9 protein-coding genes and 1 pseudogene are annotated in these 12,583 nt (G+C 57.9%); 7 read left to right on the plus strand and 3 right to left on the minus strand.

The annotated features are described in order from the left end of the window. Together AC1D35_RS12290 and AC1D35_RS12295 are read left to right on the plus strand one after the other, a co-directional pair. The coding region (locus AC1D35_RS12290) for a CDP-alcohol phosphatidyltransferase family protein (protein ID WP_477938627.1) at window positions 1–605 on the plus strand (605 nt) is incomplete at its 5' end. 307 nt (window positions 606–912) lie between these two features. After that, window positions 913–2,508 carry a serine hydrolase domain-containing protein gene (locus AC1D35_RS12295; RefSeq protein ID WP_477938628.1) on the plus strand — a complete coding sequence of 532 codons (1,596 nt, stop codon included), beginning with the start codon at window positions 913–915 and terminating at the stop codon, window positions 2,506–2,508. 174 nt (window positions 2,509–2,682) lie between these two features. On the opposite strand, the gene AC1D35_RS12300 is transcribed toward AC1D35_RS12295, so the two are convergent. Next, window positions 2,683–3,390, minus strand: coding sequence for a response regulator transcription factor (locus AC1D35_RS12300; protein ID WP_477938649.1), 708 nt, complete (start codon window positions 3,388–3,390; stop codon window positions 2,683–2,685). Window positions 3,391–4,436: 1,046 nt separating this feature from the next. After that, on the minus strand, window positions 4,437–5,525 hold the full coding sequence (locus tag AC1D35_RS12305) for a hypothetical protein (protein ID WP_115037803.1): 1,089 nt from the start codon (window positions 5,523–5,525) through the stop codon (window positions 4,437–4,439). Between the two features lie 577 nt (window positions 5,526–6,102). Between AC1D35_RS12305 and AC1D35_RS12310 the strand changes: the two genes are divergently transcribed. The 5 genes and pseudogenes from AC1D35_RS12310 to AC1D35_RS12330 all read left to right on the plus strand — a co-directional run bounded on the left by AC1D35_RS12310 (window position 6,103) and on the right by AC1D35_RS12330 (window position 11,238). After that, window positions 6,103–6,675 (plus strand): PE-PGRS family protein, encoded by a 573-nt coding sequence (locus tag AC1D35_RS12310; protein ID WP_113298626.1) that lies wholly within the window; start codon window positions 6,103–6,105, stop codon window positions 6,673–6,675. Window positions 6,676–6,780: 105 nt separating this feature from the next. Continuing rightward, window positions 6,781–8,496, plus strand: coding sequence for a type I secretion system permease/ATPase (locus AC1D35_RS12315; protein WP_477938629.1), 1,716 nt, complete (start codon window positions 6,781–6,783; stop codon window positions 8,494–8,496). 14 nt (window positions 8,497–8,510) lie between these two features. Continuing rightward, window positions 8,511–9,956, plus strand: coding sequence for an HlyD family type I secretion periplasmic adaptor subunit (locus AC1D35_RS12320; RefSeq protein WP_477938630.1), 1,446 nt, complete (start codon window positions 8,511–8,513; stop codon window positions 9,954–9,956). Between the two features lie 7 nt (window positions 9,957–9,963). Further along, a pseudogene (locus AC1D35_RS12325) lies at window positions 9,964–10,221 on the plus strand (transposase); the annotation flags it as partial. Window positions 10,222–10,683: 462 nt separating this feature from the next. Continuing rightward, window positions 10,684–11,238, plus strand: coding sequence for a hypothetical protein (locus AC1D35_RS12330; RefSeq protein WP_477854075.1), 555 nt, complete (start codon window positions 10,684–10,686; stop codon window positions 11,236–11,238). 238 nt (window positions 11,239–11,476) lie between these two features. Here the strand turns inward: AC1D35_RS12330 and AC1D35_RS12335 are convergent, their stop codons facing one another. Further along, on the minus strand, window positions 11,477–12,538 hold the full coding sequence (locus AC1D35_RS12335; RefSeq protein WP_477938631.1) for an Ldh family oxidoreductase: 1,062 nt from the start codon (window positions 12,536–12,538) through the stop codon (window positions 11,477–11,479). Window positions 12,539–12,583: the final 45 nt, after the last annotated feature.

Below are 12,583 nucleotides of genomic sequence, written 5' to 3' on the forward strand. Positions count from 1 at the left end.
GCAATACCCGCTGGGCGGGCGCAATTGCCCGATGGATGGCCGCGCGGGCCATCACGCCGAACCAGATTTCGCAAGCCAGCATGCTGGCGGCAGCAATCGCCGGCGGCGCTTTCTATCTGGCGGGACAGACAACAGGCCTGCCACGTGCCTGCTACCTGTTGCTGGCCGTTCTATTCTGCCAGGCACGCCTCCTTTGCAATCTGTTCGACGGCATGGTCGCCGTCGAAGGCGGAAAGGGAGAGGCTGACGGTCCTTTCTGGAACGAGTTTCCGGATCGCATCGCCGATCTGATGATATTCGCCGGCGTTGGATATGGAATCGGTATGCCGGGCCTGGGCTGGGAGGCCGGCGCCTTCGCTGTGTTGACAGCCTATGTCCGCGAACTCGGTCGCGCCACCGGCAATCCCAGCGACTTCTCTGGCCCGATGGCAAAGCAGCATCGGATGGCGGCGGTAACGGCGGCGGCGTTGGTATCCCTTCTCGAGCCATTGTGGGGCGGGCAAAATCAGATCCTGATGATCGGACTCTGGGTAATAGCGCTGGGAGCAGCCCTTACAACGATCCGCCGCTCGAAGACATTGGTCACGCGTCTCAAGCTTCGCTGACGAAGTGGTCATGGGGATTTCGGCGTCGCCGGTCTCGACAGTCGTCAGGCGCCTTCCGGTTCTCTCATTGCCAGGCCTGGCCAGAGCGCGCCGATCGGAGCGAAGGCCGAGGACGGTATCGTCGTTGACATAAGCGCGAGAGCGCAGCCAAAGCGGCCGGTATCCATGTCAGCCAGCTCTTCCGCTAGCGCAAGGGCCGCCGTCCCGGAAGATTCCTCTCTCAGTCCGCAGCTTTTCATTTTCCGCGCCTTGCAATTGCGTCAGCTCTCCGCTTCCTTGCTGTACGAAAATGTTTTGGGAGGCACGGATGAGGGAATTCGAACGCGTCGATCAACTGTTCGAGGCCTGGAACAATCAAGAGTCGCCCGGCTGCGCGGTTGCGGTCATACGCGATGGGGATATTGTCCATAAGCGCGGCTTCGGCATGGCCAATCTGGCCCATGGCATCGCGATCGGGCCGTCCACTGTCTTTCATTCGGCATCCGTCTCCAAACAGTTCGCGGCATTTGCAATCCTGCTGCTGTCAGCCGAAGGAAAACTGTCCCTTGACGATGCCGTGCGGAAATACGTGCCCGACCTGCCTGATTTCGGCGCGCCGATCACCCTGCGACATCTGCTCCACCATACCAGCGGCATCCGCGATCATTGGGAATTGCTGTCCCTCGCAGGCTGGCGTTACTCCAAGGACTTGATCACCGACGACGACATCCTTGCCGTCGTCTCCCGCCAGCAGGATCTGAACTTCCAGCCGGGCGACGAACATCTCTATTGCAACACGGGTTATGCCTTACTGGCGCAAGCCGTGAAGACGGTCAGCGGCCAGTCCCTGCGTGCCTTTAGCTCGGCCCGGATTTTCGAACCCCTCGGGATGCGCAATACGTTCTTTCGCGACAACTATGCCGAGGTCGTCAGGAATGTCGCCGACGGTTATGTGGAGACGGAATCCGGGATAGAGATCTCGAACACCAATTTCGACACGGCAGGCGCGACCAGCCTGCTGACGACAGTCGAAGATCTCGCGCTTTGGGACGAAAATTTTTACCATCGGCGCGTAGGAGGGCCAGACGTCATCGCAAAGATGCTCGAACGCGGCCGGCTGAACGATGGCAGTGAAATCGGCTATGCCGCGGGCCTCGGCATCGGTACCTATCGCGGCATAACGATCGTCGAACATACCGGCGGCGATGCCGGCTTCCGCTCCGATCTCATCCGTTTTCCCGAGCAGCATTTCTCCGTGGCGATCCTCGCCAATTTCGGGTCGATCGTGCCCAGCGCCCTCGTCCGACGGATCGCCGATATCTACCTCGCGGATGTGTTGCAGCCGGTACCGGAACCTGCGCCGAGCAGGTTTCCACAGCCCGACGCGGATGCATTGGAACTGCTCACCGGCTATTACGCCGAGGCGCGACTAGCCGGCCGGGTCGCCCGCCTCGCGACGCATGATGGGAAGTTGCTGGGCGGCTACGACATCGAGTATGATGGCTATGCCCTTGAAGCAGTGGATGATCGTCGCTTCCGTTTCAGCGATTTCCCAAACAGTGAGATCGAGCTGGAGCAACAAGAAGGTCAGCCGGCGACCGAGCTTACGTCCTATGTCGACGGCAAGCGCGGCTACCAATACCGGCGATTGCCTGCATATACGCCTTCACCAACGGAGCTTGCCGACCTGGCCGGCTCCTATCGTCCGGTCGAAAACGACATGCCCTATGAAGTGAAGGTCAGGGAGGCGGGCTTGGTGTTCAGATCTTTGAAATCCCGAGAAATCTCGCTGACTGCAGTCGCTCCGGATCATTTTCTCGGTGATGGCGACCGGTTCACCTTCACCCGCGACGGAGACGGCCGGGTCACCGGCGTGCTGATGAACAGCGGTCGCGTCCGCAATTTCCGCTTCGAACGGCTTTGATCCGCTCGCTTGTGGCACACAACCGTTCAGTTTGACTTTTCGGGCGTCGCAGGATCGGCTTCCGCCTTGAAAGGACGTGAACCAACGACCCCGTCGTCCGAATATGCGAGGCGCGTGAAAAGCAAAATTTGTGGTGATTTCGTTTGGTTCGTAAGGTCGTCGCTTCGCCGCCGCCTAACTCGGCGAGGCGTCATGACCGCCGGCGGCTCTTTGACCTAAGCGGGCAACAACTTCAGTGCGGTTCTGCGCCTGCAACTTGCGCATTATGTGTTGCAAATGCATCTTCACCGTATGTCCCGATAAATTGAGTTTTCCGGCAATTACCTTGTTTGAGCAGCCGGATTGCAACTCTGCGAGGACATCAGCTTCCCGGGGAGTGAAATCGGCAATCGCCAGGTACTGCATCCTGTCATCCAAGCTTTTTTCGGCCTCGCTTCTGGCCGGACCATGCTCGTTTGAGCCGTTTGTAACAGCTCCCAACAGCTGCGGGAAAAATGTTCCTCCTGCCAGAACGAGACGAAGACCGGCGAGGGCAATGTCAATCGGCAGTGAAGTCGAGAAAAAGCCGCGGATACCCATCTTGAGCGCCTGACGGGCTATGTCGACGTCGTCGGTACCTGAGAGCAACGTGATAGAAGCCTCGGGAAAACGTGCAGCAATTGCCGCGAGGTCATCCCGCAGGCTGGTGCTCTCGACACCTCTACCGGCGAGATCTAGTGCAATCAAGCGCACCTCAGCTCCAAGAGCTCGGTCGAGGCTCTCGGTCGAGACCAGATCGATAAAACTCCAACCGGCGAGTTCACGCTCGAGAAGCTTCACCACGGTGGTGCGCGCCAGTGTAGAATGCTCAATAACGATCACAGTTGGTGCATTGCGCCCCATACGGCGCTTAGGTTTAACACTGTCGGACACTTGCGTGCTCCCCGGAATATTTGCAACCCAACAGTTTTGGATACTATTCCTGTTCTCGCTTCATGTCATGATAAAAAGCGAGTGTATTTTCGATATCAATAGTCTGATCTCTCATGATAATTCTTATAGTCTATAAAGCTTCATCGAGAGATAACTGGGCTTGCAGAGCATGTTGAAAAGCTTGTTTCGAGGATCTGCTGAATCGACTTGTCGCTGCAGACTTTCCAGTCTCCGCCCAATTGACGTACGGCAAGCAAGTCAACAAAGCTTTCAAAGGCACTGAAAAGGCAGCCGATCTACTACAGACCCTTTCCGGAAAGAGCCGTTGGATATAACGAGCTGCCGATCAGCTCGGCTTTGTTTCCATTTCTCAATTCAAAGCAGGTGCAGACCTCGACAGTGAAAGCGACTAACGCGAAAAGTGACACAAGCGTGAGATCGCTGATAACCCGTTATGATTATTGAAAAACTCGGCTCTGGCGACGCATAAATACCAGTTAGCATCGTTTTCACTCAGGCAGCACTGCGCCGGTACCCGCAGATGCAGGCCGGAGGCAACTGCCTCGCCGCCGAAATCCAAAGCATGTCACCCAAAAGTGTACAGCGGTTTTGCGACGACGACATGCGAAAACAAAGGCCTACGCATCGGCCCGAAAATCGGAATCGATTTGCGGGCCGGTGCGTAGATTAAAAGAGTTAGAGGTCCTTAGCGCGTCCGAATGGACGCACGGCGTTCTAAAGTGTGGCAAGCGAATCTGAAAGATTGTGACACGCCTTAAAGCAATGCGGATAGGTCATGGTGGAATGTTCGGCGTCTCAATGAGCCGGCCGTGGCCATGTCGGCCCGGGAGACGAAAGCCGGGCGGAGGAAGCAATTCGACATATGGCTTGAAATGGCACGAAGAACAGTCTCGTGCAATTGAGCCTCCGCAAAGCAAGTGGGGAGTCCATCCGCTAGAGTATTGTTTTCACGCGATTCCGAACGCAAACCGCTGCACGCTTTTGCTGGAGTTGCGCTAGCTATGCATGAAGCCCAGAATGTCGTCTACGAGAGCCGAATGGGCGTCCGTGAGGTTGCCCCCGCCGCCATGGCCCCCGATGCCGGCCAGCTGAAGCGCATCCTGATCATAGAGAACGTGATCGATCTGTTGGGCGTCTGCCGTGCCACCGGCGGGAACGGCAATGTTGATGGGATGGAAATAGGCGAAATTGACGTCAACCATGCTGCCGGTTGACGATCCAACCCCGCCACCGCCGCCCGCGTGGTTACCGGTAAAAATCGTGTCTGACGACAGGTTGAAGCCACCGCCATCGCCGCCGATGCCGGCGATCTGCACAGTGCCCTGATCGAAAATGACATTGTTTGTCTGATGAGCCTGCGCCGAGCCGCCTGCGGCGCCGATAGCGATGTTGATCGGCGAGAAGATCGCTATGCTGACGTCGACCATGCTGCCGACGAAATATCCATCGCCGCCGTGGCCCGCATAATAGTCGCCGGTCAATGTCAGCGCAGTTCCCGGGCTCATCGACGGGCCATGGCCCGCAACGTTATGGTCTCCGCCCGAGCCACCCATACCGCCAATCTGGGTTGCGCCCTGCAGGAACAGTGCATTGTTGGATTGCTCGGAGTGAGCCGTGGCACCGGGGCCGGCAGCCACAGCAGCATTCACGGGGGCAAACAGCGCGACTTCGGTGCTGACGAGTCCGCCGTAGAAGAGCCCATTGCCCCCGCCGCCGGCATGACTGCCGCCATCACCGCCGCCGATGGCAACATTTCCGCTTCCACCATTCCCCCCAATTCCAGCCATTTCGGTGGGATGCTGATTGATGAGCGCGTTGTTGCCCTGAAAGGCGTCGACACTCGAATGAGGTCCAGCAATAGCGGCATTGGACGGCATGAAGACGGCCAATGCGTTGCTGCTGATCACGCCTTCGCTTATCCCGTCACCACCGCTACCGGCCGACGTATAGCTCGGACCTGAAGCGACATCCAACGGAAGCCAGGTCGGCACCAGCGCCAGATGCCCCGCGGCCACATTTGAAGCGAGGTTTTGATCGGTGCCCGCTTTGGGCACGTCTTCCAGTAAGGGACGAGTTTCCGTCATTACCGTCTCCGTTCCGCGTCCGACCGCGCGTCCATCGGGCGTGCAGCACATGCAGCCTGAATTTTTCAGCATTGTGCCTCTGAACGTCAGAAAAGCAGAGCCTGCAATTCGTCTACATCCCCGCGGCTAGTACCGTAGCCATTTGGCTGTCATGGCCGGAGCGTCCCATTGTCCGGGTTCGAGAGCACCATCCGTCTTCGGACGAAAGGTCCTGCAGCTTGCACCCACTTTCTCGCGGCGGACATGAAAGTTTTGCAGCCTCGAACAGGATCTCTTCCGCCAGGCGCAGGCTGATCAAAACCCCGCAATACTGCCGGTTCGCCCGGACGGCCGTGCTTCGAAGAGCGGCGTCGCTTCGACGAAGTCGGACCACCAGATACCAATCCAAAGCAACGCCTTATCATCTCCAAGTATACGCCCAAAGGAACGTCGCCGAATATCTAGATAGTTCGCAGATTAAATCGCGAGCAATATTCGCCCGCGGTTGTATTGGCTGGCGGTGATAACGAATACCCACGCCGTAAGGTGGACGCCGTAAAAGGTTCACGGACGAAACGAAGTAGAAGGAGTGACATCAATGCCTATTCCACAAATGTCTGACACGATTTATCTCAACAACCCGGATGCGGGCGACGCCAATGCCGGCAACGGCGGTGATGGCCACAACGGTGGCAACATTAACTACAACCCGGTTGCATATGTAGACCCCGTGCAAACGGTCTACGGAGCAACCACCGATGTGCATAACGGCGATCACGTCTGGCAGGGGGCAGATTGGGACGCCGGCGGCGGTGGAGCCGGTGGCTTCAGCCAGGCCCAGAACGGTTTCCTGGCATCGCTCACCAGCGGCGCTGGCGGCGCTGGTGGAGATTCACACTCCAACGGCGATCAAGGAAACACGAGCGGCGGCGATACGGCTGCGGTGGCTGCGGCGACGACCGCGACACAGTATACGCAGCTCGTGGCCGATCAGCACGCCACCATCCTCGCAGGCGTCGGCGGTAACGGCGGCAACGGGAACAACGCTCTGGGCGGCGATATCTCGTCAGCTTTGGTTCACACCGATCCCGAAACGACGACGGTGAACAATGCTCTCGATCATTTCATCAACGCCTTCGGCCATATCGACGTCAGCCATCTTGGCTCATGAACTCATTCGCCTTGAGGGTCGCCGGTTTCGGCTGGCGACCCTGATCATTTGCTGAACCAGCAAGCAGCCTCTTCTTGTCAGTATCAAATGCAGCGAGATCTGATAATGGCAACGATTTCTACAAAGCCATCGCGCCCGCAGACACATCTCGTTGTCGCGCTCCGAGCTTGTGCAGGAGCCTTCACGTTGGTCTTCCTCTATAGCTGCGGCTACAATCTCTTTCTTCTGGCGCCTTCCATCTACCTCCTGCAGATCTATGACAGGGTCCTGTCGAGCCGAAGCTCTGACACGCTCCTGATGCTGACGTTGATCATCGCCGTCGCGGTGCTGGTCGGGTCCATGCTCGATATCGTGCGCAGGGCAGCTCTTTCGCGCATCGGGAGCTGGCTGGACCACAGGCTGCGGCCCGTGGTGCTGACCGCATCATTCGAATATGCCGCTCGCGCCGATACGGGAGCCGCCACGGAATGCTACAGGGATCTGGCCGCATTGCGCCAGTTCCTCGATTCACCGGCCAGCTCGCTGTTTTTTGACGTTCCCTGGGCGCCGCTATTCCTGCTCCTGCTCTTTCTTGTTCATCCGCTGCTCGGGACCATCGGTCTTCTGAGCGCATTTGCGCTTCTGCTGTTTGCATTCCTGACGGAACTGGCGACGCGAGAGCCGCTTGGCCAGGCCAATCTTGCCCTTTCGAGGAGCTATTTGCGATTTGCGACCGCCCTCAAAAACATCGAGGTTATCAGGGCGATGGGCATGCAGGATGGCGCAGCGCAGATCGTCTATCGCGATGCGGAAATGGCAAGAAGGTCGCAGGACATCGCGATGCATCGCACGGAGATCATTCTTGGTTTCTCCAAATCGATCCGCACACTCGCGCAGATCCTCATGATGGGATCGGCGACATGGCTGGTGCTCGCCAACAATGGCAGCCCCGGAATCATCTTCGTTGCCAGCCTGCTGCTCGGACGCGGGCTCGCGCCGATCGAGGGCGCAATAGGGGCATGGCGCGCCTTCACGTATGCGCGCAATGCCTTTAATCGTCTGAACAATATGCTGATAACAGTTGCATCGGGATCCGATGCCCGAATGGTGCCGGTACCGGAACCCGGTGGCCTCGTTCTCGATAACGTCAGCTATATCAAGCCATTCGCCAATCAGCCAATATTGACGGATATCACCTTGCGCCTGGCACCTGGCGATTGCGTAGCGCTTATCGGTCCGTCCGGATCGGGAAAATCGACACTTGGACGCGTCATAGCAGGCGTTGTGCAGGCGACGAGCGGATGTGCTCTTCTCGGTGGGGTCGATATCTCGGCTCTACGCCTTTGCGGCGGGACCCGCCACGTCGGATACCTGCCGCAGGACATCGAACTCTTCGGCGGAGCAATCAAGGATGTGATCGGCCGGCTGGACGGGGGAGATCCCGGCAAGGCGATCGACGCCGCAAAGCTGGTCGGATTGCACGAAGCGATCATGCGGCTCCCCCGGGGTTATGAGACCGATATCGGTGAAGGGGGAAACCTGCTCCTTCGAGCTCAGCGCCAGCAGCTGGGACTGGCACGGGCGGCCTATGGAAATCCATCTCTTATCGTTCTCGACGATCCGAATTCGAGCCTGGATTATGACGGCGAACGAATGCTGTTCATGGCAATCGAGCGCATGAAATCCAGGGGCATGACCATCGTCATCATAACGCACCGGATGGGGATCCTGCCGGTCACCAACAAGATTGCCGTCATGCGTAACGGGACCGTGGCTGCCTTCGGCGACAGTGAGCGGATTTATGAAACTTATCTTCAACCACCGTCTCGAACAAGAACATAGGGAAGGACGCTGCCATGACCCTTGTTCAACTGGACGCAAAGCCGGCGAGATCTTCAAATTGGTCAAGGACGGTCCAGCGGTTCGCTCGACGATCGACAGCGGCAACCAGGCAACAGACGGCCTATTCGTCTGATATCGGATCGCAACAGCGCGGGCTCGCCCCCCCTTCACCCATGCCGGGGCTCAGAGGCGTTGTTTGGACGGGTAACCTGTTGATCCTGGTCTTCATCGTCGGATTGGGGATCTGGTCGGTTCTGGCGCCGCTTAAAAGCGCTGCGATCGCATCGGGCGTCATCGAGCCGGAATCCAGCCGCAAGACCATTCAACATCTGGAAGGCGGGATCGTGCGACGGATACTCGTCAAAAACGGCGATGCGGTCACGGCCGGGGAAGTCGTCATAGAACTCGACGATACGAAATCTCGCTCGGAGCGCGACAGCATTCAAGGGCAACTTTGGGACGCCGAAGGAAGCCGCGCCCGCCTGCTTGCGGAGCAGACGGGCCGCGACAATGTCGCCTATCCCCAGGATCTCAGGGCAGCAATGGACAAATATCCTGCGGTCAGCGCGATTCTGACCGGGCAACAGAAAATTTTCGAAGCCCGTCGCCGGGTCATGCAGGCGGAAATCAGGATCACCAATGAAAAAATCGCGCAGGTGCGGCAGGAAATCGTCGGGCTTGGCGCGCAGAAGGCAGCACTGGCCGACAGAGTCACAATCTCGCAGCAGGAAATGGAACAGGTTGCGGTCCTCAACGCCAAAGGACTGGAAAAAAAGAGCCGGCTTCTCAACCTCGAGCGGGAAAAAGCAGACCTTGACGGCCAGCAGGGTGAAGTAGAGGCACAGATCTCTCGCGCCTACCAGGTGATCAGCGAATCACAGGCCGATCTCGCAAAGCTTGAGAGCGACCGGTTGAGCGAAGTCGCCCAAGGTATGCGCGATATGGAAAGTCGGATCATGCAACTGCGCGAGCGCTTGCGGGCGATCGACGACCAACTTTCAAGGACCGATATCCGAGCTCCCGAAGACGGAACAATCATGAATCTGCGCATCCACACATCAGGTGGAGTGATCGGCGCGGGCGAGCCGCTCGTCGATCTCTTGCCACGCTCCGATCGCCTTATCGTGTCTGTCCACGTGAGGCCGGAAGACATCAATCTCGTCCGTGTGGGGCTCGAGGCACAGGTTCATCTCCTTCCATACAATCAGCGGCGCGTTCCACTCCTGAAAGGTCGTGTCGAGTATGTTTCAGCGGACCGTCTCACCGATACGCAGAACGGCCAGCCCTACTTTGCCGCGACAATCCGTGTCACGGACGAGCGGTTGGCGAAAATGAATGATGTCGAACTGGTCGCGGGCATGCCCGCACAGACACTGATCGAAACGGGCAAAAGCAGCGTGGCGCTCTATGCCGTTAGACCACTCCTCGACAGTTTCAACAGAGCATTTCGCGAGGACTGACACGGTGATGGGCAAGAGAAAATTCGACGACGACCAGATTACCGGCATTCTGAAGGAGCACCAGGCCGGAGTGACGGTGGCAGATGTTTGCCACAGACACGGTATCAGCGAGCCGACCTTCTACCGGTGGCAATCCCTGCAGTTCCGAAATGTCGGTCTCGAAGCCAAAAGGGTGAGAGCACTGGAGGAAGAGAACCAGAAGCTCAAGAAGCTTTTGGCCGAGGCCATGCTCTCGGCGGCAACGCTCAGCGAGATGCTGGCGAAGACATCGAACGGGCGAAACTAACCTCTAAATGAGGGAGCGGGGCGAAGGATACGGCTGTATCTGCAGGCGTTCGAGCCCACCGTCCAGCTCTTGCCATCGCTTATTGGCAAAATCAACTTTCGCTAGAATGAAGTACTTATCGACAAAAAACAATTCACTATCCTGTACAATCATACGTTGACATCAACAGCGGGGCGCCTGAAGAGGATTCGTCAGGAATATTTCCTCAAGTTGCATTTCATTCATGTCCCGCGCGGATTCTTTCACACAACATCTTTCCCTCTCAAAGCCGACAGGTTTCCCTTTGACCCATCTCTTTCCAATGTAGGGCAGACGCCGCCACTTTCATGCAAGATACTGTTTATAAAAGATAAAATTATTATCGGTAAAGAAATTGGCAAGCTGCAAGAGCCGGCTGGCGATCTCCCAGACTTATCACTTCAACGTCCTCAGAGAGTTATCATGCGCCTATCACGGCTTCTCGTGGCCTTTCCTCTTTTTGTCCTCCTAACCTCTTGCGTAACCACGGATCCGAGGCTTGCGTCGGTGCTTCGGGAGACCTCTGTCACCCAAATCCGTGTGGAGACGGCGCCCGATATCAACATGGGAGGCTTCGACCGCACGCGAGCCGATCCACAACTACCAGCAGTCGTTCGCGCGCTCGATAATTCGCTGAACCGTGACGTTAAGGGAGTGCCGGACGGCAAGACAGCGAGCAGACTGATCGTCACCCTGCACATCGTCGATCTTTCCAGTAAAGCCGGACGCATCATTGCCGGCAATGACAGCTATATCTCCGGAACGGTTCGCTTGGAGGACGCAAAGACGGGCCGACTGATTGCTGAGGCCCAAAACATTCGCGGCGAAGACAAGGGAATTCGAGGTGACGGGGAGATCGGGATCGTCATAGCCATGGCGATCAATGCCGCGCAGTCTTCCCAGACAGAGGACGCTCTCGCGCAGAGACTGTCGGATGCCTTCAGCCGCAAGGTAAAAGCCTGGCTGACGCAAAAATAGATCCGACTTGCAACGCAGATGATTTGGGAATCCCGCGCCGGTTCCGCAAAACCATGAACCACTCTAACCGCGGGCTGCACTGCGATCGGCAGCGAGGTCTTCGCATCGCGGGGCAGCGTCGAGTGGATGCGGCTCGACACGCCCTGTCACCTCTCTCCAAACGAGACCCGTTCCGCAAGGAAGGTTCTGCGTCATCCACGACGCCATGGCGGCCGACAAAAACGTCCCGGTGCTTTCTTTACGCGGCGACGTCAGGAACAGGCACGCCTAGTATCTCGGCATGTTTACAGAGCTTCTCCCAGGGCAAATCGCCGACCGGCACACCCTCTTCCAACGCCAAACGGCGCCGGCGCGCTGCGCTGTCACCCGGCATGCGGACGGGGCCATTGTTCCAGGGCGCCGGAGGATTATTGCGGCATGCGGTCGCAAGAAAGTCAGACTGCACTGTAAAGGCGTCCAGCCCGGCGAAAAAGGCGGGATCAATGACTTGCACAAAAGCGCTTTGCGAAAAGACACCGGATGGCGCATTCGCCCGCCCCTTGCCGGAAAGCCCCTGCCCCAGCAGTTCGACTATCAGGCTGAGACCAAACCCCTTGTGTCCCTTCAGCTGACCGCCGAGAGGCATCATCGTCCCGCCACGTTCGGTCACCTCGCGCGGATCGTCGGTCGGCTCGCCTGCGGCGGTGAAAGCCCAAGCCTCGGGAAATCTCTTGCCGGCCTTGGCCAAATTTTGCGTCATGGTCGTGGTGGTAATCGATGCCGAAACGTCGATCAGGATCGGATCCGTGGACGTCGGAAAGCCGGCAGCCATCGGGTTGGGCGTCAGTAGCGGCTTTGTGCCTCCATAAGGCGCAACACGGCTTGCGGCCGGGTGCGACACCGACAACTGTACGATGAGGCCCTGTTCGGTGACCTTTCGCATGAAGGCTGAAAGAGCACAGGTATGATGACAATTGCGGATTGCGGCGGTGACGACGCCATGATCGCGTACGCGTTCGCAGGCCTGGTTGATCGCCATAGTCAGCAGCCATGCGCCTGGTAACGATTTGCCGTCCCAAACAAAGGCTGCGCCACGGTCGTTGACGACCTCATAGCTGCCCGACTTTGCCAGCGAACCGTCTTCTAACGCCTCGACATACCAGTTCAGAAGGCTGACGCCATGCGTTTCATGGCCGATCATGTCGCCTTCCACCAGGATGGCGGCTGTCGTTTCGGCCTTGTCGGCCTCCATGCCCGCGCAGGTAAGTATTTGCTCGGCGAATTGGGTTAGGGCAATACGGTCGATCAGAGGCATGGGCATCCATCCGTCATATCCGAGAAAGTACGGGCCGCCATGAGCGGGCAG

It is taken from the genome of Rhizobium sp. P1_E6, assembly GCF_056405875.1.

Coding starts and splice junctions, on each gene's coding strand:
- AC1D35_RS12315 (WP_477938629.1), top strand. CDS start 6,781: ATGGCAACGATTTCTACAAAGCCATCGCGCCCGCAGACACATCTCGTT.
- AC1D35_RS12300 (WP_477938649.1), bottom strand. CDS start 3,390: ATGGGGCGCAATGCACCAACTGTGATCGTTATTGAGCATTCTACACTG.
- AC1D35_RS12320 (WP_477938630.1), top strand. CDS start 8,511: ATGACCCTTGTTCAACTGGACGCAAAGCCGGCGAGATCTTCAAATTGG.
- AC1D35_RS12295 (WP_477938628.1), top strand. CDS start 913: ATGAGGGAATTCGAACGCGTCGATCAACTGTTCGAGGCCTGGAACAAT.
- AC1D35_RS12310 (WP_113298626.1), top strand. CDS start 6,103: ATGCCTATTCCACAAATGTCTGACACGATTTATCTCAACAACCCGGAT.
- AC1D35_RS12330 (WP_477854075.1), top strand. CDS start 10,684: ATGCGCCTATCACGGCTTCTCGTGGCCTTTCCTCTTTTTGTCCTCCTA.
- AC1D35_RS12305 (WP_115037803.1), bottom strand. CDS start 5,525: ATGACGGAAACTCGTCCCTTACTGGAAGACGTGCCCAAAGCGGGCACC.
- AC1D35_RS12335 (WP_477938631.1), bottom strand. CDS start 12,538: ATGCCCATGCCTCTGATCGACCGTATTGCCCTAACCCAATTCGCCGAG.